This is a genomic window from Rhodococcus sp. AB351, from assembly GCF_049538275.1.
Classification (GTDB): Bacteria; Actinomycetota; Actinomycetes; order Mycobacteriales; family Mycobacteriaceae; genus Rhodococcus.
On sequence record NZ_JBMVFW010000004.1, the window covers coordinates 129844 to 153631 of the forward strand.

Below are 23788 nucleotides of genomic sequence, written 5' to 3' on the forward strand. Positions count from 1 at the left end.
GCGCCCAGCGGGTCAGTGGCTGCTGGTGGAGCCGAGGAACGCTTCGATGTCCCGGCTCCACTCGCGGCTGCGCCGCACCTCGAGACGCCAGTGCGCGAGGGCGAACAGGCCGCCCGCGGCGGCGGACGAGAACGTCCACAGCGACACCCCGGACAGCACGGCGGTGAACTTCGCGGCGGAGGTGGTCAGCGGGGCCTGCGTGTATTCGCCGGTGGTCGCGTCGACCCAGACCGGCACCTCGCTGCCGGCGGTCGCGAGACTGTCGACCTGGACGAGGGCGTGACGCGTCTCGTCGCCCCAACCCCAGGTCGCGGGCGCCGAGGCGATCTTCACGGTCTCGCCCCATCCGGAGGAGTCGCTCAGGGCGTCGGCGTCGAGGACGGCCGTGACGCTGACGCGTTCGGCGTTCTGCTTCTCGGAGAGTTCGAGCTGGGAGCTCCACATGATGGCGGACACCCACACCGCGACGGGGATCAGGAGCGCCATCACGGCGATCATGAGGGTGAAGCAGCGCGCTTCGAGCCTGTCGGTGCGACGCACGAGCGGATCCCGCCTGCGCAGACTTCGCCGTGTGCGCCGCAGATACCCCGCCCTGGTCGTCATGTCGGCAAGCCGTCCCTTTCCCCCTCTGGAATGATCCCTTTTTCCAGCATGCGTCCGCTTTCGGGGAAGTTCAAGGAACGCCAACGCATCTCACACTCGCACTGCGAGCGGAGATGTGGTGTGCGACACCGTCGGACCCTTCGGGCCGGACGTATTCTCAGGCGCCGAGGCCCACCGGGCAGCTCACGCCGGTGGCGTGGACGGGGCAGTAACCGTTGGGGTTCTTCGCGAGGTACTGCTGGTGGTAGTCCTCGGCGTAGTAGAACTGTGTCAGCGGCGCGATCTCCGTGGTGATCTGCCCGTATCCGGCGTCGGCCAGGCGCTTGCCGAACGCTTCGGCCGTGGCCTCGGCGACCTCGATCTGCGTCTCGTCGTGGGTGTAGATCGCCGAGCGGTACTGGGTCCCGTGGTCGTTGCCCTGCCGCATGCCCTGGGTGGGGTCGTGGTTCTCCCAGAACTGCTGCAGGATGTGCTCGTAGCCGATCACCTTCGGGTCGAAGACGACGAGCACCACCTCGGTGTGCCCGGTCCGGCCGGAGCACACCTCCTCGTAGGTGGGGTTGGGTGTGTAGCCGCCGGAATAGCCGACCGCGGTCGAGTAGACGCCGTCGAGCTGCCAGAACTCCTTCTCGGCGCCCCAGAAGCAGCCCATGCCGACGACTGCGGCCTGCAGACCCTCGGGGAAGGGGGGAACGATGCGGTTGCCGTTGACGTAGTGGGTCTCGGGAACGGGCAGCGGTTCGGCACGTCCGGGGAGCGCGTCCTCGCGCGTCACCATCTGCGACTTCGAACCTGCACGGGCGAGGATCTCGTCGAACCAGGACATGACCCGATGCTACGCGCGGGTCGGAGCGGCGGTCCGTTCGTCGGAAGCGACCTGCTTCGGCGCCAGCCAGCGGCTCTTGATCCAGTGCGCGGCCGGAACCTCGACGCTGCGGTACAGCACCTCGGCGACGAGACCACAGCCGATCAGCAGCAGCACGATCGCCGCGGTCGCGCCGACGAGACCGACGGTGTTCTCGTAGATCCGGTACATCACGAGAGTGTGGGTCAGGTAGATGCAGTAGCTGCGGGTCGCAACCCAGGAGACGACGGTCGAGCGCGCGAGGCGCCCGTCGTACCGCGCGACCAGCACGACCGCCGCGAAGACCACCGTCACCGTCCACAGATAGCGGCTGCCCGACCAGTAGACGTTGATGTCCGTGGCCATCACGATCACCGCGATCTGCGCGAACATCGCCGCCAGCAGGGCGCGCAGCGAGATCAGGCCGGCCCAGCCGAAGTACACGATCTGCCCGAGGAACAGGGTCGGCAGCGTCGACGCGATCTTCGACAGGAACGGCACCGTGTACGGCTCGGGCACGTACAGGTTGTAGAGGAGCACCAGCATGCACAGCACGGCGCCGAGCATCGGCACCGCGACCGGCGCCGTCCGCAGCAGCGACCGTCCCGCCACGCACCACAGGTAGAACGAGATCTGTGCGGCGAGTGTCCACACCACGCCGAGCACGATCACCTGCGGTTTCAGGAAGAACGCACCCAGGAAGAAGGACAGGAACGCCTCGGAGACCGACACCGTGGTGTGGCCGCTGAAGGTGCCGTTGATGCCGAGCCACACGAGCACGACCGCGGCGAGGATCGCCACCCAGAAGGCCGGCAGGAGCCGCGCGGCCCGGGCGATGAGGAACTTCCGACGGTCCTGCCGGATCGCGGACCGGGTGACGAGCATGCCCGTGAGCATCATGAACGCCGTCACCCCGACGGACGACAGATGCTGGTTGAGACCGGCACCCTTGACGAGCACCTCGTAGGTGAGGTCGATGCCCCACCAGCCCGTTCCGAGGTCGTCGATCAGGTAGAAGGCGATGTGGGAGTAGAGCACGGCCGCGACCGCGACGAACCGGACGACATCGACGCCCGGCAGATCCACACGCGGTGCATCGGCCCCGCGTGTCGGTTCGTTCAGGAAGGGCCGAAACACGCGCCAATGTTAAGGTCCCGTTCACGCAGCTGTTGCCGATGGTCCCGTTCTCCAGCTGTTCCCGCTGGTGAGAGCCGTTTTCCGGATGCAGGGACGGTGTCGGGTGCTCTCCGACACAGTCGGCGTCCGATCGTGTCCGCATTACGGCCAATGTTGCGGACGGTGTAGTTATGGACTTGGGTGGAAACCCGAAAAGGTACGGAATAACTGCACGGGCCGGACGGCCCGGTGAAGAAGGGACCCTTCGTGGCTGAATACACACTTCCGGACTTGCCCTACGACTACGCAGCGCTCGAGCCGCACATCTCGGCGAAGATCATGGAGCTGCACCACTCGAAGCACCACGCCACCTACGTCGCCGGTGCGAACACCGCTCTCGAGAAGATGGCCGAGGCCCGCGAGAACGGCACCATGGCGGCCCAGGCGACCAAGCTCGAGAAGGACCTCGCCTTCCACCTGGGTGGTCACACCAACCACTCCGTCTTCTGGAACAACCTCTCCCCCGAGGGTGGCGACAAGCCCGAGGGTGAGCTCGCTGCTGCGATCGACGACGCCTTCGGCTCGTTCGACAAGTTCCGCGATCACTTCTCCGCGAACGCGAACTCCATCCAGGGCTCCGGCTGGTCGATCCTCGCCTGGGATTCGATCGGACAGCGTCTGATCATCGTCCAGCTGTACGACCAGCAGGGCAACATCCCGATCGGCCTGACCCCGCTGCTCATGCTCGACATGTGGGAGCACGCCTTCTACCTGCAGTACCAGAACGTCAAGGCCGACTACGTCAAGGCCTTCTGGAACATCGTCAACTGGGCGGACGTGCAGGCTCGCTTCGAGCGCGCTCGCACCGCCACCTCGGGCCTGATCGTCTAGTACGGATCGGTCACAGGTCGCGAGACCGACAGCGAGGGCGCCGGGAGACCGGCGCCCTTCGTCGTCTCCGGGGCCTGGTCTTCCCCCTCCGCTACAGAAATCGCCATTCGCCGCAGCAATTGCTGAGGCGGATAGCAAAAGGTGGAGCGGAAGTGCTGGCACTCGACACCTCTTGTGTGCCAACGGAGAAAACGGGCATTCTCCCCTTACCGACCGAGAGGGAGGAGTGGGATGAACGCCGAGGAACACAGCCGCATCGAGCTGTCCGCATTCCAGTCCGACGGGTCGCTTCGAGGTTTCGTCGTCTCGGGCAGATGGCCCGCGACCACCCGTGAATGGGCCCAGGTGCTGGCGATGACGGTGCGGATCGCGTCGCTGCCGGGACTGCTGCCCACCTCGACGGTGTTCGGGGTCAAGGAAGAACTGCCCGACGACCCCGCACCCGGAACCGTGGGTCTCGTGGTCGCCGAAGGTCCGGTGCTCGGCGAGCGTGCCGTGCAGCCCGGACGGTTCGCCGAGCATCAACCGCCGGCGCTGATCATGCTGCATCCCCCGTCGGAGACGACGCCGTCACTCCCGGAGAATGCCGGCGCCGCCTCGGGCTGCGTACTGCTCCCCGGGATCCCGCATCTCGGACTCGAGCATCGCGCCGCGTGGGTCGAGGCCGAACCGGACGGCACGGTGACGGCGCTGGTCAGCAAGGTGGGAGTGGATCCGGGCAACGATCCCGACACCGCGATTCTGGCCATGCTGCTCGCGTCGTGAGGGCGCCCTGACAATGAGAGTTCGGTTCTCCGAAAGTTAGCATTGCCTTTACAGAAATCGGTTCGCCGGGCTAACGTTGTCGTCGACGAAGGGGAGTAGCCCCCAATCGCAGGGTCGACATACTGGCGGCGCCCGAGAACGGCAACGCCCGGCCCCGCGGACCGGATCATCCTCCGGTGGGCGAGACCTTCGGCCGCTGGTCGCACCGTGCGTCCGGCGACCGGAGGAAGCCCCGTTTCCTCCATACGGAAGGAGGAAACGCATATGTGGTCCGCTCTCGTCCTGTCCTTCGCAGTCGTCTTCGTCGCCGAACTCGGCGACAAGTCCCAGCTCATGGCGATGACCTTCGCCCTGCGCTATCGCTGGTGGGTCGTCCTGTCGGGGATCCTGTTCGCGACCACCGCGGTCCACCTCGTGTCGGTGGCCGTCGGGCACTATCTGGGTGTCGCGATCCCCGCGACCGCCATCTCCATCGTCGGCGGCATCGCCTTCCTGATCTTCGGCGCGTGGACGCTGCGCGGCGACTCCCTCGACGACGACGAGCAGTCCAAGGCCGGACGCGTCGCGCGCTCCGCCTTTCTCGCCGTGACCTCGGCGTTCTTCCTCGCCGAACTCGGCGACAAGACGATGCTCGCGACCATCACGCTCGCGACCGACAACAACTGGGCCGGGGTGTGGATCGGGTCCACCGTCGGCATGGTCGCCGCCGACGCACTGGCCATCGTCATCGGTGCCGTGCTCGGCCGGCACCTTCCCGACAACGCCATCCGCTACGGCGCCGCCGCCCTGTTCTTCGGCTTCGGGGCGTGGATGCTCGGCGACGGCCTGTTCCCGGAGACCGGTGCCGTGGGACCGATCGCCGGCGCGGTGGCCCTGCTGCTGTCCGTCGCCGCGATGGTGGTCGTCCGCCGGCGTGCCCGCCGGGTCACCGAGGACGAGACCCCGGCGCTCATGCGTCCCTGATCACCGTTCCGAACAGTGTCTTTCCGCTCCGGACAGGAGTATGCTTGCCGATAGGCAAATAAATTCGGAGGTGGTTCCATGTCTGAACTCACGGACAGCACCCCTCGATCCGAAACTCCTCCGTTCGACGCGGAAGACGTCCATCGTCTGCGTATCGCGATCGGACGGATCTCCCGCCGCATGGGCATGTTCGCCTCGGAGGAAGGGCTGACGCGTTCGCAGTCGACCCTCCTCACGACCGTCGCCCGCCACGAGACGATCGGAGTCCGCGACCTCGCGGAGATCGAAGGGCTCAACCCCACCATGTGTTCGCGCATGGTGGGCAAACTCGAAGACGCCGGGTTGCTCACCCGGTCCCCCGACGCCGACGACAAGCGCGTCGTCCGCGTCCACATCACTGCTGCCGGTGCCGCACTGTCGGCGGAACTGCGCGATCGCCGCACCGCCCTGTTCGCCCGTCACCTCACCGAGCTGAGCGACCGGCACCTCGAAGCTCTGCACGACGCACTGCCCGCCCTCGAGGCCCTCTCGCAGCGCGTCGCCGATTCACCGCGTCCCTCCACCGAGGGGGGTCGCCCGTGACAGTGCTCGCCGACATCAGAGGACAGACCTTCGCCGCTCTGCGCGGCCCCAACTTCCGCCTCTACATCAGCGGCCAGGCCGTCTCGCTCATCGGCACGTGGATGCAGACGGTCGCGCAGTCGTGGCTGGTCCTGCAGCTCACCGGCTCCCCGACCGCCATCGGCGTCGTGCTCGCGCTGCAGACCGTGCCGATGCTGCTGCTCGGCCCCTACGGCGGCGTGGTCGCCGACCGCTCCGACAAGCGCCGGCTCATGATCGGATTGCAGACCCTCATGGGTGTGCAGGCCCTGATCCTCGGTTTGCTCGTCGTCACCGACACCGTCGCCCTGTGGCACGTCTACGTCCTGGCGGTCGCGCTCGGCCTCAACCAGTGTTTCGAGAACCCCGCCCGACAGTCGTTCATGCTCGAACTCGTCGGTCCGGAGGATCTGCGCAACGCCGTGAGCCTGCAGTCGGTCCTCGCGTCGTGCTCGCGCATGATCGGCCCGGCGGTCGCCGGTCTGGTCATCGCCGCGGGCGGACTCGGCGTGTGCTTCCTGCTCAACGCCGCGAGCTTCGTCGCCGTCGTCACCTCGCTGCTGCGACTCGACGTCTCCCGGCTCCAGCGCTCCCCCGCCGCCGCCCGCGCCAAGGGACAGCTGCGCGAGGGCTTCGCCTACGTCCGCAGCACGTCCGATCTGGCCGTCCCGCTGCTGATGATGGCGCTCGTCGGGTGTCTGGCCTTCGAGTTCCAGGTGGTCCTGCCAGTCCTGGCCGACCACACCTTCGCAGCCGGTGCCGGGGCCTACGGCTTCCTCACCGCCGCGATGGGCGCCGGATCGGTCGTGGGTGGACTCGCCGTCGCCACCTGGGGTCGCACCGGAACCCGGCCGCTGATCCTCACCTCCCTCGCGTTCGGCATCGCCATGGCGGTCGCCGCCGCGGCCCCGAACCTGACCACGCTCATCGTGCTCATGGTGATCGTGGGCGCACTGAGCGTGACGTTCACGTCCACGACCAACAGTTCGCTGCAGCTCGCCTCCGCACCGACGATGCGCGGACGGGTGATGGCCCTGTGGTCGGTCGCCTTCCTCGGCTCCACGGCCATCGGCGGTCCCATCGCCGGATGGGTCTGCGAGCAGTGGGGTGGCCGGGCCGGACTGCTGCTCGGTGCCGTCGCGTGTCTCGTCGCCGCGGCGATGGGAGTCGTCGCACTGCGCCGCCGGACCGCGACCCCCGCGGAACCCGCGGCCGTGACCGGTTAGGGTTCGTGACGAACGACACTCACACGCCGTAGGGCTCTGTGAGAGAACCCGACGGAGTCGGACTCGGTGCCAACGAGCCCGAACCCGTCGGGTTCACGCAGCCCTCGGCTCGGGACAGGAGATACGAACAGTGGAGATTCAGGGATCCGCCGCACTGGTGACCGGTGCCGCATCCGGTCTCGGCGCCGCAACCGCACGCCGCCTCGCCGACGCCGGAGCCACCGTCTTCGGCCTCGACCTGCAGCAGTCCATCGACCGCGTCGGCGATGCCGCACCCGCGGGTGTCACGCTCCTCGCCACCGATGTGACCAGCGGCGACGAGGTGCAGGCCGCCGTCGACCGCATCGTCGAGTCCGGTGTTCCGCTGCGCATCGTCGTCAACTGCGCCGGTGTCGGCTGGGCCGGCCGCATCCTGTCGAAGAACGGCCCGCACGACCTCGAGCTGTTCCGCACGGTCATCACCGTCAACCTGCTCGGCACCTTCAACGTCATGCGCCTCGCGGCCGACGCGATCTCCAAGACCGAGACGGTCGACGAGTCGGGTCAGCGCGGCGTCGTCATCAACACCGCCTCGGTGGCGGCGTTCGAAGGCCAGATCGGCCAGATCGCGTACTCCGCGTCGAAGGGTGGCGTGCACGGCATGACCGTCCCCGCCGCACGCGACCTCGCGCAGTTCGGCATCCGCGTCAACACCATCGCCCCCGGCATCGTCGACACCCCGATGCTCGCCGGTGTCACCGAGGAGTACCGCAAGGGCCTCGAGGCCGGTGTGCCGTTCCCGTCGCGGCTCGCCCAGCCCGCCGAGTACGCGCAGCTCGCGCAGATGATCGTCGAGCACGACTACCTCAACGGCGAGACCATCCGCATGGACGGCGCGCTGCGCATGGCGCCGCGGTAACCCTTCCTCCGGTAATCCCGCCTCTTCCGTGCGCGTTTCCGGCAGTTCCGGCTGCCGGGAACGCGCACGTGCGTTAGACCGGACCCATGCGGATCGTTCTCGCCGTGGTGCTCGTCGTCGCGCTCGTCGGCGTCGCCGGCTGGGCGTTGCAACGACGCCTGATCTATTTGCCCGACAGCTCCACTCCCCCGTCCGCTGCGACCGTCCTGCCCGGCGCCGAGGACGTCGTGCTCACCACCGACGACGGTCTCGAGCTCGACGCCTGGTTCGTGCCCGGTCGCGCCCCCGACGGTCCCGGAGCCGGCTTCACGGTTCTCCTCGCTCCCGGTAACGGCGGCAACCGCCTCGGCCGCGTCGACACCGCCGCCGACCTCGCCGCGGCGGGTTTCTCGACGCTCCTGTTCGACTACCGCGGGTACGGCGGTAATCCCGGCACCCCCACCGAGGAGGGTCTCGCCGCCGACGCCCGCGCGGCCCTCGGGCATCTCCGTGCACGCGACGACGTCGACCCCGCCCGGTTGCTGTACTTCGGGGAGAGCCTCGGCTGCGCCGTGGTCACCGCGCTCGCCGTCGACGAACCACCCGCCGGGATGCTGCTGCGCTCGCCGTTCACCGACCTCGCCGCCGTGGCCCGGCACCACTATCCGTTCGTCCCCGCCGCAGTGCTGAAGGACGAGTTCCCCGTCGCCGAACTCGTCGGCCGCATCGGCGTGCCGATCACGGTCGTCTACGGCACCGCCGACAGCATCGTCCCGCCCGCCCAGAGCACGGCGGTCGCCGATGCCGCCCGGCAGTTGCACGAGCGGGTCGAGCTCGACGGTCTCGAACACAACGATCCGCCGATGTTCGGCGCGCCCGTGGTGGACGCCCTGATCCGGCTCAGAGCAGGCCTGTGAGCCTCGCGGAGCCGTCGACGAGGAATCTCACCAGATCGGGATCCGGCTGCACCTTCGCGGCCGATCCGTGCAGGTACAGGCCGCCGACGACGAAGGACGACGAGTCGCGGATCGGGACGGCCAGCGCCGCCCGGCCCAGCCGCGTCTCCTGGCATTCCCGCGCGTAACCGAACGAGACGATCTCGCGCAGCTCCCGCGCCAGCGACTCGCGGTCGCACATCGTGAACTCGGTGAGCCGGCGCAACTCGGCGTCCGGGGCCGCCCCCGGCACGTGTGCCAGCATCAGCTTGCCGATGGCATTGGCGTGCAACGACTTCGACAGCGTGGTGATGGCGACGATCTCGTGGTCCGGATCCTGGTCGACGAACCGGAGCCGGCTCCCGGCGAAGGACGCGACGTGCAGCCCGAAACGCGTGCACCCCCGCAGATCCTCCATCACATCGTGGAGCGATTCGGACGGAGTGGATTCCGCTGCGGCCTGGGCGAGTTCGGCCGTACGACGGCCGAGCGCGAAACCCGACAGGTCGGGGACGCGCACGAGATAGCCGTCCGCGACGAGCAGGTTCAGCATCCGGTAGGCCGTGGCGGGAGGCACTCCGGCGAACGCCGCGATCTCCTTGGCCGTGGTGCCGGGACCGAGCTGCGCGACGGCCTCGAGCATCCCCAGCGCCTTCTGCACGGCATGGGGTTGTCGTCCTCCGAAAGGTGTCTCGGAGGACCGGATCGGCACGTGGGCGGTCACATCCGCTCCTCCTGTGTGCCCCCCGTGACGATCTGCGGCCGACCGTGCTCGTCGAGGACCAGTGTCCCCGTTCCCGGCAGCAGATCGGTGGTCTCGACGGTGTCGAAGGCTCCGATCGTCGCGAGACTCTGCGGGCGGAGCCGGCGCAGCACCGCGCGCCAGACCGGTCCCGACACCAGGAGCGCGACGAGCGCCACCGGCACGACGAGCAGCGAGTGCGTGACCCCGTCGACGGCCGTTCCCACCAGCAGACCGCCGCCGAGCAACGCGACGAACACCGCCGCGACCCGCGTCCAGGTGGTGTCCTCACCGATGCGGTGCAGGAACCGCAGCGACGCCACCGCGACCAGCGTGTACGCCGCGACCAGCGCGACCTCGACGACCCCGTCGAAGACGGACGAATCCGCGTCCGCCGCCAGGGTGTACAGGACGGCACCCACGACACTCACCGCGACGAACGCCGCCACCGCGAGATAAGGGGTGCGCAGGGTGCCGTGCACGCGGGCGAGGGCGGACGGCAGTACCCGTTCGACACCCATCGAGTACAGGAGCCTCGAGCCTGCCTGGGCGCAGCCGAGCGTCGACGCGAACCACGAGCACGCCATGCCCGTCTTCACGGCGAGCACGACCGCCCACGACGCGCCGGAGTCGACACCGTCGAAATACGCTCCGATGATGAGCGATCCGCGTCCGGTAAGCGAGGCGACGGCCGCGAAGACGAACAGCGCCCCGACGACGAGAGGGGTGATCAGCACCGTCCGGCTCACGGTGACGAGCGGCCGACGGGCCTCGGGTCCGAAGAACGCCGCGCTCTCGAAACCGGCCATGGACAGGACGGTCATCAGCGCCAGGAAGGGCAGCAGACTCAGCGGTGAGACCGGCAGTTCGCTCGTCGTCGAGCCACCCGTCGGCGCGACCAGCATCGTCGCGACGATCAGTACCAGCGAACACGTTTCGACGAGCAGGATCGCGCGGGTCGCGAACCGCACCCCGCGAATCGCGATCAGGGCGACGACCCCGCCGAGCACCGCCGTCGTCACCAGCCACGGTCCCGTCCCCGGAAGATGCAGTCCGGCAAGCTCGCCGATGTCCAGTACGGTGCGTGCTCCCTGGGCGAGCACGGAGATCGAGATTCCGAGATATCCGACGATGAGTGCCGTACCCGTCACGAGCGCCGCGCGCGTACCGAGTCCCTGGAAGACGAAACTGTAGAGCGAACCCGCCGCGGCCAGGCGTCGCGTGAACTGCGTGATGCACCATGCGACCAGCACGACGACGCCGGTCGTCGCGGCGATGGTGAGCACACCGCCGAGTCCCGGATCGCTCACGGTCATCCACAGGGCGATGAACACCATGCCGGTGGCGGGGGCGATCGTCGACAGCGACTGTCCGATCAGATCGAGCTGGGACAGCTGCCTACGCCCGAGCGCGTGCAGGGGTGAGCGCACGTGAGCCCCGGTGGGTTCCGCGTCCTGCGCGCGGTCGATCGCCGCCCGGAGTGCTGACGTCACGACCGTGGTCCTTTCACTGATTTCGTCCGGACGCTAACCCCGTTCTGTTACAGCTGTATTACCTGCGCGAACACGACGTGCCGTCCAAGTGGGAATCCGCTCGCGGCGGCGCTGCGAGGTACATCACGCCGCCGCCTTCCGCATGGAGTCGTGCGAACGCAAAAGCCCACGTCGCCGAGGCTCGGCCCCACGGATTTCCGCGGCTCGCGTTCTCGTTCGAGGTGTCCCCGTTCGTTTCTCCGGCGTCGCATGCCCGACTCGAGACCACAGCACGATGTGTCCATCCCCACCTGCGAGGGATCCGCCGGGACCTCGAGAAGGTCTCGCAGCGAAACGGAAGGAGTGGTCGCACACATGCTGTGGGTGCTGATCGCATCGATCGTCGGAGGCACGCTGTTGCTCGCCGGCATCCCCAAGACCCGGGACCGCCAGGGTCTGCTGCGCACGGTCCGCGGGTACAAGCTGCTGCCCGCCCCGCTCGAGGACGCGGTGTCGTTCGCGCTGCCGTGGGCCGAGATCGTCGTCGGTGCCGCGCTCGTCACGGGCATCGCCGGACGGTGGGCGGCCGCAGGCGCCGCGCTGCTGTTCCTGTGCTTCTTCGGTGGCCTGACGATCAACCTCCTCCGAGGCCGTCGTGACCTCGACTGCGGCTGTTTCGCATTCGGTTCCCACGACGTCCCGCGGATCGGGTGGTTCCATGCGGTTCGGGCCGGCGCGTTCGTGCTCGTCTCCGCAGCCCTGGCCCTCGTTCCCGCCGGCGCACCGTCGCTCGCCGAGCACCTCCTCGCCGTCGCGCTCGCCGCGCTGGTGCTGGTCGTGGTCGTCACCGCGGTGCAGTTGCGGTCGATCGTGCATCCGGGCCGGCGCCCGGTCGACGACCACCTGACGAAGGCCTCGATCGAACTCCGTGCCGCCTCGACCCTCTCGCGGTACTGACAAATCCGAACGGAGAAATCTGTGAACACCTTCCTGCTGATCGCGGTCATCGTGCTGGCCGTCGCCGTCGCGGCGCTGTTCCTCATGCTGCTCGCCCTCGCCCGCGAGATCGGGCGCGTGCAGGTGCGTCTCGGCCCCCTCGGCGCCCGGATGATGGACACCGGCCCGAAGATCGCCCAGGTCGGTCCGAGCTTCCGCGGCCTGAAGGACCACCTCGGCCGCGAGATCGGCGTCGGCGGCCACCGCGACAGAGCGCAGCTGCTGCTGTTCACCGCTCCGTCGTGCTCGACCTGCAAGAGTCTGCTGCCCGGCGTCAAGGCGATGGCGAAGGCGGAGAAGGACCTCGACGTCGTCATCATCTCGGACGGCACGCCCGAGGAGCACCAGAACTTCCTCGCCGGTTCGGGTATCGGAGCCGAGCTCAGCTACGTCGACGCCCGCGATGTGGGCATCGCCTACCAGGTGGGCACCACTCCGTACGGCGTGATCCTCGACGAGCACGGCAAGATCCAGGCCAAGGGCCTGTGCAACCACATGGCGCAGGTCGAATCCCTCCTCAACGCACTCGAATCCGGTACGCCGTCGCTGCAGCACCTGCACGAGGCAGCCAAGACTCGCGCCGCAGCCGGTCTGTGATCTGCGAGCGCCGACCGCGCCGTCGGTACGGGCGGAATCTCATCCCCTTCTCGAGATCGGAGTACGTCGTTGGACCTCAGACCCTCATCCGGTGAACCGGAGATGCACGAGAACCGATATCCGGTGGACGAAGCCACCGTCAAGGAACAGGCCGAATGGATGGCCGGCCGTGGTGGATCCTTCATCGGCCGCACCGGACGCAGGATGTCCGAGCGGGTCTCCCGCCGTTCGGTGATCAGCAAGATCGGCCGGTGGACCATGGGTGTCTCCGGTGTGGCACTGATCAGTTCGCTGCCCGTCACCCGCACGGCCCTGGCGCAGGAGCCGCCGGCCCCCGCCCCCGCCGAACCCGAACCGTTCGTTCCGGTCTACGACGGCAAGGATCCCGCCGAGTGCGAGTACTGGCGCTGGTGCAACATGGACGGCACCTCGTGCGCGGCCTGCAACGGCGGCGGCGTCACCACCTGTGCACCGGGAAGCCGTCCCGGAGCGGAGTTCTGGGTGGGGTGCTGCACGCATCCCGACACCGGTAAGACCTACCTGATCGCCTACTACGACTGCTGTGGTGCACCGTCGTGCTCGAACGCCTTCTGCGGTGAGCCCGACATGCAGGCCATCATGTACAACCCGGTCTCGGGCAGCTACGACCAGGAGATCATCTGGTGCGTGTCCGACGAATCCCAGTCGTACACCTGCACGATGGCACCGATCATCGGTGAGGACTGCCAGACCCGTCCCGCCGCACGACCGAAGGTGGGCGCCGGATCATGAAGCGCACCCAACGGGCGGTCGCCGCGACCGTCCCGCTCGCTCTCGCACTGTCCCTCGCGGCGTGCTCGAGCGACGACGACAGCGCCTCGTCCGCTGCGGCGGGCGAGGTCAGCTACCCGACCGTCCCCTACACCACTCCCGGTGAGGGCATCTCCCTCGGCCACGACGACCAGGAGATCGGCGACACCATCCCGGAACCCGTGCACGTCTCGGAGATCCAGCCCGCGAGCGAGAACGACCTGCTCGCGGTCCTCCGGACTCCGGGCGGGCTCGAGATCGGTGTGAACGTCCTCGACCCGGTCACCGGCGTCGCGGGCAGCCGCATCGTCGTGGGCCCCGGCATCTGGGATCCCGTCATCCACGGCTTCGTGGGCGAGAGTTCCTCGGACCCGGCGGTTCTCGCCGCCGAGGTGTGGCGGCCCCGCGGTTCGCGCGGCCAGGCCGACTTCACCGTCACCACCTACTCGGGCGACCTGCTCGAGCCGGACGAGATCGAACTGCCCGACTACGCCCGCGCGCACTCGCGCCCCGGCTCCAGTGCCGTCACCTCGGACGGGAAGTACTTCGTGACGTGGGACGACGGCCTGTACGGCGTCCGCGTCGTCGATCTCGAGGCCGGCGAGGAGAGCGGCGCGCTGCAGATCATCGGGTGCGGGCCGTTCACCTGGCTCGTCGACCACGAGCTCTACAGCGTGTGCGAGGACACCCGCGAGCTGATCCAGATCTCCATCGACGATGCCGGTGTCCCCACGGAGACGGCGCGCACGAAGGTGCTGCCCGACGACTTCGTCAGCAACCGCAAGGTGACCTGGGCCGCGGACGCGAAGAAGGCGCTGCTCGTCGGCGCGACCGGCGACGTCTTCGTCTTCGACTTCTCGAACGGTCTGCCGGAGGATCCCGTCGCTCCCATCGGGAACGCGGGTCAGGACGGTGGCCGCTTCGCGGAGAACGCCATCAACAACACCGGCGACCGGATCGCGATCGAGTACACCGACAGCGAGATCCATCCGCACTCGGCGCGCGGCGGCGACATCGTCAAGGTCGAGTTGTTCGACGCCGCCGGCCTCACACCGATCCGCACCCTCGATCTCGAGGCGCTGGGGCTGACGGACATCGCGTCCATGGCCTTCTCCGTCGACGGATCGATCCTGTACGTGGTCGGTTCGGGCCCCGAGGTCGACGGCGAGTCGGCCCAGCGCATCGTCGGTGTCTCGGCGAGCGACGGCGCCGAGGTCAGTGCTGCCGAGGTCACCGGCACCGTCGACGACATCCGTTCCCTCCTGACCCCGCAGGTGATCCGATGACACGACCCGGTACCGGGCTCGTGCTCGACCGCCGACGCTTCCTCCGCCTGGGCACCCTCGGTGCCGGGGCGGTGGGGCTCGGCGCCCTCGGGTTCGGTGCCGCCGCCTGCAGCTCCGGTACGTCCGGGCAGCAGGCGGCGGCCGCCGAGCTCGACTACATCCGTCCCACCGACCCCGAGGTGGCCGCGGCCGAGGCGGCCCGCACCACCTCGGGGGCGACGGCCGCCTTCGCGCTCGCTGCGGGTGTGGGCGCCGTGGACCTCGGTGGGCGGATCGTGAACACGTGGACCTACGGCGGGGCCGCCGTCGCACCCGAGCTGCGGTTGTCGAAGGGCGACCGTGTGCGGGTGTCGGTGGACAACGGGCTTCCGCAGGAGACCACGCTGCACTGGCACGGCATCCGGATCCGCAACGACATGGACGGTGCGGCTCCGGTCACGCAGGAACCGATCGGCGCCGACGGTGGCCGGTTCGAGTACGACTTCGTCGCACCCGATCCGGGCACCTACTGGTACCACTCGCACAGCGGACTGCAGGCCGACCGCGGCCTGTTCGGGGCCATGATCATCGAGGACCCGAACGACGCGACCGGCGCGGACGCCGACGCGGTGCTCGTGCTCGACGATTGGGTCGACGGTCTGGGCACCACCCCCGACGCGGTCCTGGCCGCGCTCAACCCGCAGGTCGCCGGGCACGGTCACGCCGGGCACGGCTCGGGGCCGGCCGAGTACTCGGACGCCGATGCCTCGGTGGCGCAGCAGATCACGTCGGCGGGCCACGGGGACTCCGTCCCGCTCGGCGGCATGACCCAGCACATCGCGTACCCGCTGCACCTGATCAACGGGCGCCCGCCGAACGATCCCGCCATGGTGAAAGCCGCTGCGGGACAACGGTTGCGACTGCGGATCATCAACGCCGCCGCGGAGACGCCCTACCGCTTCGCCGTGGCCGGCCACGAACTGACCGTCGTCGCCGTGGACGGTTTCGACGTGCAGCCGACGACCGCCGACACCGTGATCCTCGGCATGGCGCAGCGGGTGGACGTGCTCGTCACGGTCCGCTCCGGTGCGTGGCCGATCGTGGCGAAGGTCGAGGGTCGCGACGGCTACGCGTCGACCGTGCTGCGGTCCCACGACGCGGTTCCGATGTCGAACCCCGATGTGGGAGGAAACATCCCGGAGCTGAACGGGCGACTGGTACCCGAGAGCGAACTGCGGCCCGCCGAATCGGTGCTGCTCGAGAAGCGGGACGTCGACCGTGACTACCGTGTCGAGCTGATCCAGGCGGGCGACCGCTACGTGTGGGGCATGGCCGGCCCCGACGCCGGCCGACTGGTGATGAAGGAGGGTGAACGGATCCGGATCACGATGGTCAACTCGTCGCCGATGTGGCATCCCATGCACACCCACGGCCACACCTTCGCCGTACCGAGTTACGGCGGTCTGCGACGCGACACCGTCAACGTGCTTCCGGGGACCGAACTCGCCATCGAGTTCGACGCGGACAATCCGGGCGAGTGGATGTTCCACTGCCACAACGCCTATCACTTCGAGGCAGGAATGACCGCGAATCTGCGGTACATCCGGTGAGGACGAGATCATGAAGAAGTTTCTTTCCGCGATCGCGGGCACGACACTCGCGATGGGACTGCTGACCGGATGCGGCAGTGCGGACGCCGACGAACCCGCCGTCGTCATCGAGGTCTCCAACATGTCGTACAGCCCGGCATCGGTCACCATCGAGAAGGGCCAGACCGTGCAGTGGCATTTCGACGACTCGGGACTGCCGCACGATGTGGCGGGCGACGGACCGCTCGAAGGTGACCTGAAGAGCGAACTGCTCACCGAGGGCACCTACGAGTACACCTTCGACGAGGCCGGCACGTTCACCTACCACTGCACGCCGCACCCCGCGATGGTCGGCACGATCATCGTCGAATGAGGCGGATCCGGTGGGGCGTGGCCGCGTTCGCGATGCTGGCCGCGACCTCGTGTGCCGGCTCCCCCACCGGGCCGGACGCGGAGATCGTCGTGCGCGACGTGCACTTCGCACCGGTGGACGTGACCGTACCGGTGGGCGGCACCGTCCGGTGGACGTTCGACGACGGCGGGGTCCTGCACCACGTCGGATCGGAGGGCGAGTTCGACAGCGGCATCACCCCCGAGGGGAGCTTCGAACACACCTTCACGACGCCGGGCGTCTACGAGTACCACTGCTCGGTCCACCGGTACATGACCGGAACCGTCACCGTGACCGGGTGACGGACAACGCCGTCCGCCGTCCGGTCGTATCCGTAAGCACCACAGCAAAGGAGCATCCCAATGACGGAAACACTCGTGCGTGAGCCCCTGGCTCACCCACCCCTCGGAGTCGACGTACCGGAGATACGCCCGACGCTCGAGAACGCCGTCGCGAAGAAGACCCGCGGGGGCCTGATCGCCGGTGCCGCGGTGGTCGGCGCCGCCGCCGGTCTCGTCGCGGCTCCCTCGACCCCGACGGCCATGACCGCTGCGGTGATCGCGACCGGTGCGGTGACGGCACTGGCCGCCAACTGGTCGACCTGCGGCATGTCCGTGGCCGGCGTGGTCGCCGCACCGAAGCAGCCGGGACGCCGCGGGTCGTCGACCCCGGTCCGCCGGCTCGGCTGGCACGCCCTGGGATCGCTCGCGACGGGCATCCCCACCGGCGCGCTCTTCGGTGCACTCGGCGCGCTCGTGACCGGCTCGGTGCCGTGGGCCTGGATGCTCGCGGCCTGGGGCGTGATCGCACTCGGTTACGGCCTGCACGAGCTGGGCATGATCACCCTGCCGGCGCCCATGCGGCGTCAGCAGCTCCCCCGCCATCTGCGGCGCACGATGGCGCCGTGGAAGGTGTCGCTGCTGTTCGGCGCGCTCATCGGCCCCGGCTTCATGATCTTCATCCGGTCCAGCGCGTACTACCTGCTGGTCCTCGGCGTGATCGCCTCGGGTTCGCCGGTGCTCGGCGCCGCGATGTTCGCGACCGTCAGTCTCGGCCGCTGCATGCCGAGCGTGCTGGCCATCCTGCACACCCGCCGCGGTGGTTCGATGCCCGGCTTCCTGTCGGCGATGTGCGTCATCGACCGTCGCGTCCAGACCCTCACCGGCGGTGTCCTCATCGCCCTGGCGGCCTTCGCTCTTGCCGCACTGGTCTGATCTCCCGTGCGTGGTTCCGGTGGCCGATGCCGCCGGAACCACGCACGTGGCATGCTCTGCGCTACAGGTCCTCGATGAACGGGATGTCGAGCACCGCGCGATCGCTCATCCACTCGCGCAGGATCTTCGTGGCGATCACGTCGTCCTCGTTGTACTCGAGCAACCGCACACGCTGCGCCGGATCGGGCTCGCCCGCCATGCCCACGGCCTCGCGGTACCAGCTCATCGACGCCTCTCCCCCGGCCTCGGCGTCGCGCCAGTGATGCCCCGCGATCGGTGCGATCTTCTTGAGCCCCTTGCCGTTCGGGCACACGAACTGGTCGGTGACGGCCTGGAAGATGTCGACCCACTCGTTCGAACCGATGAACGCCTTGACCTCCGCGAGCTCCGGCACACCCGGGAAGCCGTGGAACCGCCGCGCCGACGACAGCAACCACTTGTCCTCCGCCGACCGCGAATAGCAGTAGGCCGCAAAGGTCTTCCCGCGACGTTCGGCCGCGCGCCGCTGATCCGACAGCCAGCGCCAGAACTCGGCGAACGAGCGCGCCTCGTCGTCGGTCGGCACGGGCTCCCACGTCGCGAACGGGATGTACTCGGAGGTCGACCCCGAATTGAGCAGCGTGCCCCACAGATAGGCGCCGTGCTCGTGGTAGCTCTCCATGTCGATGTCGACCTCGACGTCGGCGCGGTGGACGTGCACGTGCCGGTAGCGACGCACGAGCGGCGCACCGGCGATCCACGCCCGCGCCGTGACGATCGCGTCCTCGAACGAACCCTGCGGCCACGCTTCCGGTTCCTCGCCCTCCCACCGGGCGAGGCCGTCGATGGTGTGCACCTCGAGTTCGCGCAGCACTGCGGCGCGTTGCCCCGGCGCGACGAGCGACACGTCCCGGGTGACGGTGAGTTCGGCGCGGCAGCGGTCCCACCACGGGCAGGTCTTGCACTCGCCGATCTGCGACGGCGCCGTCGGAGTGAGACCCCGCGCGATCTCGAGTCGGTCCGCCAGGCGGGCGTCGTAGTCGTCGAGGATCTGGTCGAGATCGTGCACGAGGATGCAGTCGCCGCCGTATCCGATCGCGCCGGCGACCTTCGCGGGGCTCGCGAGTCCGTGACGTTCGAGCATCCGGTACAGGTGCGCGAGGCGCATCTGGTCGCGCACCTGACTGCGCACCTTGCGGGTCTCGTCGACGGCGGGTGCCCACGCGAACAGGTCGGTGGTCAGCGCGCCGCGCCCGGGATCGGTGACCTTGTGGTTGACGACGATCACCGGGATGTAGCCGCCGCGTTCGGCATCGCGCAGCAGGATCTCCGAGCGGCCGCGGCGTCCGGTGTCGGGTTCGCTCGGCAGCACCGCACCCCAGATGCGGTCGGCACCCGCGCGGCACGCGTCGAGGGTGCGCTCGGCGCGCTGCGACATCGGCCCTTCCGGGGCGACGAGCACCCACCCGTCCGGGTCGGCGTCGAACAGCGTCTGGCGGATCGCCTCGCGATGCGCAGCCGCCGCCTCCTGGCGTTGCCGCGCACCCGGATTCTCGGGTGCACCTGCGAGTTCGTCGGGGAAGGTGGCGTCGAGATAGACCCGGTGGCGGCACCTCGTCAGCGCAGCGGCCTCGAGGGAGACGGCTGTGCGCTGTGACACTCCGCGTTCGGGCCGCGGTAGTTCTCCGGTTGCGTCCACGACATTCCAGGGTATTCCCTGCACAGGCGACGGCTCGCAGCAGCACCGTCACGTTAGGCTGACGCGGGGCGCCGGAGCGTCGTGTCGTACCGAATGGAGGGTGCTGTTCGATGGGGTTGTTCACACGGAAGCGTCGCGCGACTCGCAGGGCGGAAGCGAAGGCGCTGAGGACCAAGGCGAAGCTCGAGGCCAGGCTGGTCGCGAAGAATCGGCTCGAGAACGACCGGCGGGCAGCGAAGGCCCAGGCGAAGATCGACAAGAAGCTCGCGAAGTCGCAGGTCAAGCTCGACCAGGAACTCGTGAGGTCGCAGGCCAAGGTCGAGAAGGAACAGATCGCGACCCTCAAGGCACAAAAGAAGGCCGCCGAGAACCAGGGACTCACCGCGGCGAAGGTGCGCCGCTATCTCGGCGTCGCGCGTCTGCTCGCGCCGGTGCTCGTCCCGATCGTCTACCAGGCCGTGACGGCGCTGCGCGGTCAGCTCGACTCGCGTCGCGCGCAGCAGCTCGGCGTGCCGATCGAGGATCTGGGTTCGTTCACCGGTCACGGTGCCCGGCTCAGTGCCCGCATCGCGGGTGCGGAACAGTCGCTCGCGAAGGTCGAACAGCGCAACCCCAAGGACGCGGAGACGCAGAAGTTCGCCACGGCGACCCGCGAACGCCTCACCGATCTGACCGCCGCCGTGCAGACGGCCGAGCAGATGCCGGCCGCGCGCCGGAAGTCGGCGCATGCGGCGATCTCGTCGGAACTCGACGGCATCGAAGCGGATCTTCTCGCACGCCTCGGCGTGCGCTGACACGGCCTGCACATCAGGAACGAGCACGACCGACAGTGACCAGGTACCCGACCGTTCTCGGCACCACCGCGGGCATCGCCACCGCGGTGCTGGCGGTGGCCGCCCACGGCTCCGCCGGCGGTGGTGTGCCGACGGGACCGGTCGCGGTATTGCTGGTCGCGGTCGCGGCGATCGTCGGGATCCTCGGCGCGCACCAGCCGTCGCTGTCACCGCTCGTGCTCCTCGCCGGTGGGCAGGCGGCCACGCACGTCGCGCTCACCGTGCTGGTGCCCGGCCACGAACACCTGTCGGTGTCCATGCTGGGCGCCCACATGCTCGCCGTCGCCGTATGTGCGGTGCTGCTCACCGCTGCGGCCCACGTATACGCGGCGTGCGGCACCGCGCTGCGGGTCGTGCTGCTGCGCGGCCCCCGGGTCGCCGCACCCGCCGTGCTCGCTCCCACCTCGTCGACCGACCGGCTCGTGTGGGGACGTGCACCCCCGGCCATCTCGCGGAGAGGACCACCGCTCGCCACGGCTGCGCTGTGACGATCGATCCTCCAACCACGAGAAAGACCCATACATGTTCGAGTTCTCCCGTCGCGCCCTCGTGGGCGCGACAGCAACCGCTGCGCTGATGGTCGCGGGCGCCGGCATCGCCTCCGCCCACGTCACCGTCGTCGCACCCGGGGCCGAGCAGGGCGGCTACACCGTCCTGACCTTCCGGGTCCCCACCGAGTCCGAGACCGCCGGCACGACGGCCGTCACCGTCGAGCTTCCGGGCCTGCGCTCGGCGCGCACCGAGCCGTTGCCCGGCTGGACGGCGACCGTCGAGAAGGATCCCGAGTCGCAGCTCGCGACCTCCGTGACGTGGACCGCCGAGCCGGACGTGCAGGTCGGGCCGGGACAGTTCCAGCAGTTCGTCCTGTCCGTCGGGCCGCTGCCCGACGAGGACGAGGTCACCTTCCCCGCGATCCAGACCTACAGCGACGGCGAGGTCGTGGCGTGGGACGAGATCGCGACCGGCGACGAGGAGCCCGAGCGTCCCGCCCCCAGCCTGACCCTCGCCGCGAGCAGCGGAGACGGGCACGGCGGCAGCGGCGACGCGCACGTCACCGACACCGGTGAGACCGCCGCGGCGTCGGAGGGCACCACCACCGACAGCACCGCGCGCTGGCTCGGCGGTATCGGCCTGGTGCTCGGCGCGCTCGGTGCCGCACTCGGCCTCGGCGCCGTGATCCGGGGGCGGCGGGCATGAAGCGCATCCTCGTTCTCCTCACCGCGGTGATCGCGGCTCTGACCCTGTCCGTCGGCTCCGCGTCCGCCCACTCGGTGGTGCTGTCGAGCTCGCCCGAGGACGGCGAGCAGATCGCCGAGGCACCCGATCGGGTGACCGTGACGTTCAACGAGAACCTGCAGGAGCAGTTCGCGGCCCTGACCGTCGTCGGGCCGGACGGCAACCTGTGGTCGAAGAGCGACCCGATCATCGAGGGTGCGACCGCAGCCGTCGAACTCGACGGCCTCGGCCCCGTGGGCGAGTACACGATCGCCTACCGGGTGACCTCCGCCGACGGACATCCCGTCAGCGGAACCCGCACCTTCACGCTCACCCAGGAGGGAACCGGCACGCCCGGCGAGGCGGCATCCGGTGACACCGCGACCGGCGAGACCGGCGCGGAGTCGGGCGAGAGCGACAGCAGCGGACCGGCCGTGTGGTGGTTCGTCGTCGCAGGTGTCGTCGTGGTCGCCGCAGGTCTCGCCTTCGCGCTGCGCAAGCCGAAGGCCTGACCCGCATGATCCCGGAACGCCGGCAGTGGCTCGTCGTGGCCGCTGCCGGCGTTGCCTTCGGAACCGTCGCGGGCATCGCCGTGGCCGGTTCCCTCGCCCTGCCCGCCCCGTCGAGTTCGGTGCGGGCGATCGGGCTGTGTGTCGGCTCGACCGTGCTCGGACTCGCGGTCCTGGCGGTCATGGTGCAGCGGCAACGCCGTCCCGCGGTCTCCTCCGACACGCTGTGGCGCACGATCGCCGCGCTCGGCGGTGTCTGGCTCGCGCTCGCGAGCATCGACCTCGCCTGGGCCGCGTCCACCGCCGTCGACGTTCCCGCCACAGATGTGGACGTGGGGCGGTTCGGGCAGTTCCTGGCCACCACCACGGGCCGCGTGGATGCGTCGGCGTGGGTGTGCATCGCCGCGATCGTCGTCGTCGCCGCGGTGGCGTACCGCCGGTCGGCGTCGTGGTCCACCCTGCCGGTGCTCGTCGCCGCGGCGCTCGCGTTGATTGCCCGCCCGGTCACCGGCCACATGGCGCAACAACCGCTCGGGTCGCTGTTCAACGCCGTGCACGTGCTCGCGGCCGCGGTGTGGTTCGGGGTGCTCGTGGCGCTGGCCGTCACCGTGCGGGGCCGCGGAGCGTGGGCGGAACTGCTACCGCGCTACTCGCAGCTGGCCGTGCGGTGCGTGGTGGCGTTGGTGATCACGGGCGTGGTCGACGCGGCGGTACGGCTCGGCTCGGTCTCTGCGCTACTGGGCACCGGCTACGGACGCGTCGTGCTCGCGAAGGCGATCGTGCTGTGCGCCCTGCTCGGGCTCGCGTGGAACTGGCGGCGCAACTGGCTCCCGGCAGCCTCGACGCACCGCCTGCCGGAGGAGGAGTCGCTGCGCAACGCCGTCCTCGAGGTGTGCGCGATGTCGGTGGCGCTCGGGCTCGCGGCGGGGCTCGCGACCACCGGCTGAGCCGTCACAAGCCGACGACGGCCGAGCCGTCACAAACCGACGACGGCCGAGCCGTCACAAGCCGACGACGGCCGAGTCGTCACAGGCTTGCCGCGCGTTCCAGGTCCTGCACGAACGAGCGGAACATGTCGTCGCGCTGCGATTTCGCCCGCAGCACCGCCGACGGGTGCACGGTGACGACCACCGCCGGATCGCACGACCCGCACAGCTCCTCGGGCAGATGCAGGACCTCACCGCGGTGTTGTGTGAGCTTGAAGTCCTTGCCGAGCAGCGACTGCGCGGCGGTGGCTCCGAGGCACACCACCACGTCGGGGCGGACGGCATCGAGCTCGGCCTCGAGCCACGGGCGGCACGCCGCGACCTGCCCACCCGACGGTTTCTTGTGGATCCGTCTGCGGCCGTTGGCGGACCGGTCGAAGCGGAAATGCTTGACGGCGTTGGTCACGTACACCGTGCCGCGATCGATGCCCGCGCGTTCGAGGGCCTTGTCGAACAGGTGCCCCGCGGGCCCGACGAACGGTTCTCCCGCGAGGTCCTCCTCGTTGCCCGGTTGTTCGCCGACGAACAGCATGCGCGCGTCGCGCACCCCTGCGCCGAAGACCGTCCGCTCGGCGGCCTTGTAGAGATCGCATCCCCGGCATCCCGCGGACGCGGCGGCGAGTTCGGCGAGGTCGCGGCTGTCGGGTACGTACTCCTGCGCGCCGGGATAGGTCACCATGGCTGTCGCATAC

Annotated in this window: 27 protein-coding genes; 20 read left to right on the forward strand and 7 right to left on the reverse strand. The window is 69.3% G+C overall.

Features of this window, described 5'->3' with window-relative positions:
- Positions 1-12: 12 nt before the first annotated feature.
- From ACPCXD_RS11125 to ACPCXD_RS11135, 3 genes are all read right to left on the reverse strand, one after another.
- Positions 13-603 (reverse strand): Rv1733c family protein, encoded by a 591-nt coding sequence (locus tag ACPCXD_RS11125; protein ID WP_229566753.1) that lies wholly within the window; start codon positions 601-603, stop codon positions 13-15.
- Positions 604-760: 157 nt separating this feature from the next.
- Complete coding sequence (gene msrA / locus ACPCXD_RS11130; RefSeq protein ID WP_006553397.1) at positions 761-1429, reverse strand: peptide-methionine (S)-S-oxide reductase MsrA; 669 nt, start codon at positions 1427-1429, stop codon at positions 761-763.
- A 9-nt stretch (positions 1430-1438) separates the two neighbouring features.
- Positions 1439-2533 (reverse strand): acyltransferase family protein, encoded by a 1095-nt coding sequence (locus ACPCXD_RS11135; protein ID WP_423659767.1) that lies wholly within the window; start codon positions 2531-2533, stop codon positions 1439-1441.
- 297 nt (positions 2534-2830) lie between these two features.
- Between ACPCXD_RS11135 and ACPCXD_RS11140 the strand changes: the two genes are divergently transcribed.
- The 7 genes from ACPCXD_RS11140 to ACPCXD_RS11170 all read left to right on the forward strand — a co-directional run bounded on the left by ACPCXD_RS11140 (position 2831) and on the right by ACPCXD_RS11170 (position 8802).
- Positions 2831-3454: a superoxide dismutase gene (locus ACPCXD_RS11140; RefSeq protein WP_060652463.1), complete on the forward strand. Its 624-nt coding sequence runs from the start codon at positions 2831-2833 to the stop codon at positions 3452-3454.
- A gap of 231 nt (positions 3455-3685) precedes the next feature.
- On the forward strand, positions 3686-4219 hold the full coding sequence (locus ACPCXD_RS11145; RefSeq protein WP_016694588.1) for a hypothetical protein: 534 nt from the start codon (positions 3686-3688) through the stop codon (positions 4217-4219).
- A gap of 264 nt (positions 4220-4483) precedes the next feature.
- Entirely contained in the window at positions 4484-5182 is a 699-nt protein-coding gene (locus ACPCXD_RS11150) for a TMEM165/GDT1 family protein (protein ID WP_423659562.1), read from the forward strand.
- A 78-nt stretch (positions 5183-5260) separates the two neighbouring features.
- Positions 5261-5764, forward strand: coding sequence for a MarR family winged helix-turn-helix transcriptional regulator (locus tag ACPCXD_RS11155; RefSeq protein WP_016694590.1), 504 nt, complete (start codon positions 5261-5263; stop codon positions 5762-5764).
- A complete protein-coding gene (locus ACPCXD_RS11160) occupies positions 5761-7008 on the forward strand; it encodes an MFS transporter (RefSeq protein WP_229566751.1) in 1248 nt (415 codons plus the stop codon). Before ACPCXD_RS11155 ends, ACPCXD_RS11160 begins: the two co-directional genes overlap by 4 nt.
- A gap of 130 nt (positions 7009-7138) precedes the next feature.
- Positions 7139-7906 (forward strand): SDR family NAD(P)-dependent oxidoreductase, encoded by a 768-nt coding sequence (locus tag ACPCXD_RS11165; RefSeq protein WP_006553390.1) that lies wholly within the window; start codon positions 7139-7141, stop codon positions 7904-7906.
- An 86-nt stretch (positions 7907-7992) separates the two neighbouring features.
- Positions 7993-8802, forward strand: coding sequence for an alpha/beta hydrolase (locus ACPCXD_RS11170; RefSeq protein ID WP_423659565.1), 810 nt, complete (start codon positions 7993-7995; stop codon positions 8800-8802).
- Here the strand turns inward: ACPCXD_RS11170 and ACPCXD_RS11175 are convergent.
- Positions 8786-9544, reverse strand: coding sequence for an IclR family transcriptional regulator (locus ACPCXD_RS11175; protein WP_160876618.1), 759 nt, complete (start codon positions 9542-9544; stop codon positions 8786-8788). The two genes, ACPCXD_RS11170 and ACPCXD_RS11175, sit on opposite strands and share 17 nt — an antisense overlap.
- The gene (locus tag ACPCXD_RS11180) at positions 9541-11055 is read right to left on the reverse strand and encodes an APC family permease (RefSeq protein ID WP_423659567.1); all 1515 of its coding nucleotides are present in this window, start codon (positions 11053-11055) and stop codon (positions 9541-9543) included. Before ACPCXD_RS11180 ends, ACPCXD_RS11175 begins: the two co-directional genes overlap by 4 nt.
- Positions 11056-11409: 354 nt before the next feature.
- Here ACPCXD_RS11180 and ACPCXD_RS11185 point away from each other — a divergent pair, with 354 nt between their 5' ends.
- From ACPCXD_RS11185 to ACPCXD_RS11220, 8 genes are all read left to right on the forward strand, one after another.
- A complete protein-coding gene (locus ACPCXD_RS11185) occupies positions 11410-11991 on the forward strand; it encodes a MauE/DoxX family redox-associated membrane protein (RefSeq protein WP_026061659.1) in 582 nt (193 codons plus the stop codon).
- Positions 11992-12012: 21 nt separating this feature from the next.
- Complete coding sequence (locus ACPCXD_RS11190) at positions 12013-12627, forward strand: redoxin domain-containing protein (RefSeq protein WP_016694597.1); 615 nt, start codon at positions 12013-12015, stop codon at positions 12625-12627.
- Positions 12628-12729: 102 nt separating this feature from the next.
- The gene (locus tag ACPCXD_RS11195) at positions 12730-13398 is read left to right on the forward strand and encodes a methylamine dehydrogenase light chain (protein ID WP_160876614.1); all 669 of its coding nucleotides are present in this window, start codon (positions 12730-12732) and stop codon (positions 13396-13398) included.
- Positions 13395-14702 (forward strand): hypothetical protein, encoded by a 1308-nt coding sequence (locus ACPCXD_RS11200; protein ID WP_145690281.1) that lies wholly within the window; start codon positions 13395-13397, stop codon positions 14700-14702. The genes ACPCXD_RS11195 and ACPCXD_RS11200 overlap by 4 nt, the downstream gene beginning before the upstream one ends.
- Positions 14699-16291, forward strand: a complete 1593-nt coding sequence (locus tag ACPCXD_RS11205) for a multicopper oxidase family protein (RefSeq protein ID WP_423659570.1) — start codon at positions 14699-14701, stop codon at positions 16289-16291. Before ACPCXD_RS11200 ends, ACPCXD_RS11205 begins: the two co-directional genes overlap by 4 nt.
- 10 nt (positions 16292-16301) lie before the next feature.
- On the forward strand, positions 16302-16643 hold the full coding sequence (locus ACPCXD_RS11210; RefSeq protein WP_145690282.1) for a cupredoxin domain-containing protein: 342 nt from the start codon (positions 16302-16304) through the stop codon (positions 16641-16643).
- Positions 16640-16963: a cupredoxin domain-containing protein gene (locus ACPCXD_RS11215; protein WP_160876608.1), complete on the forward strand. Its 324-nt coding sequence runs from the start codon at positions 16640-16642 to the stop codon at positions 16961-16963. Before ACPCXD_RS11210 ends, ACPCXD_RS11215 begins: the two co-directional genes overlap by 4 nt.
- A 60-nt stretch (positions 16964-17023) precedes the next feature.
- Entirely contained in the window at positions 17024-17875 is an 852-nt protein-coding gene (locus ACPCXD_RS11220; protein ID WP_160876606.1) for a methylamine utilization protein, read from the forward strand.
- Between the two features lie 61 nt (positions 17876-17936).
- Here the strand turns inward: ACPCXD_RS11220 and ACPCXD_RS11225 are convergent, their stop codons facing one another.
- Positions 17937-19514: a TM0106 family RecB-like putative nuclease gene (locus tag ACPCXD_RS11225; RefSeq protein ID WP_160876660.1), complete on the reverse strand. Its 1578-nt coding sequence runs from the start codon at positions 19512-19514 to the stop codon at positions 17937-17939.
- 149 nt (positions 19515-19663) lie between these two features.
- Between ACPCXD_RS11225 and ACPCXD_RS11230 the strand changes: the two genes are divergently transcribed.
- From ACPCXD_RS11230 to ACPCXD_RS11250, 5 genes are read left to right on the forward strand one after another with little or no spacing between them, the layout of a single operon-like run.
- Positions 19664-20347, forward strand: a complete 684-nt coding sequence (locus ACPCXD_RS11230; protein ID WP_423659573.1) for a DUF6474 family protein — start codon at positions 19664-19666, stop codon at positions 20345-20347.
- Between the two features lie 35 nt (positions 20348-20382).
- Entirely contained in the window at positions 20383-20874 is a 492-nt protein-coding gene (locus tag ACPCXD_RS11235; protein ID WP_088896853.1) for a hypothetical protein, read from the forward strand.
- A 34-nt stretch (positions 20875-20908) separates the two neighbouring features.
- On the forward strand, positions 20909-21583 hold the full coding sequence (locus ACPCXD_RS11240; protein WP_160876604.1) for a DUF1775 domain-containing protein: 675 nt from the start codon (positions 20909-20911) through the stop codon (positions 21581-21583).
- Positions 21580-22113 (forward strand): copper resistance CopC family protein, encoded by a 534-nt coding sequence (locus tag ACPCXD_RS11245; protein WP_016695401.1) that lies wholly within the window; start codon positions 21580-21582, stop codon positions 22111-22113. The genes ACPCXD_RS11240 and ACPCXD_RS11245 overlap by 4 nt, the downstream gene beginning before the upstream one ends.
- A 5-nt stretch (positions 22114-22118) precedes the next feature.
- Positions 22119-23057 (forward strand): CopD family protein, encoded by a 939-nt coding sequence (locus ACPCXD_RS11250; RefSeq protein ID WP_363888690.1) that lies wholly within the window; start codon positions 22119-22121, stop codon positions 23055-23057.
- Between the two features lie 79 nt (positions 23058-23136).
- On the opposite strand, the gene ACPCXD_RS11255 is transcribed toward ACPCXD_RS11250, so the two are convergent.
- Positions 23137-23775, reverse strand: a complete 639-nt coding sequence (locus tag ACPCXD_RS11255; protein WP_016695399.1) for a UdgX family uracil-DNA binding protein — start codon at positions 23773-23775, stop codon at positions 23137-23139.
- Positions 23776-23788: the final 13 nt, after the last annotated feature.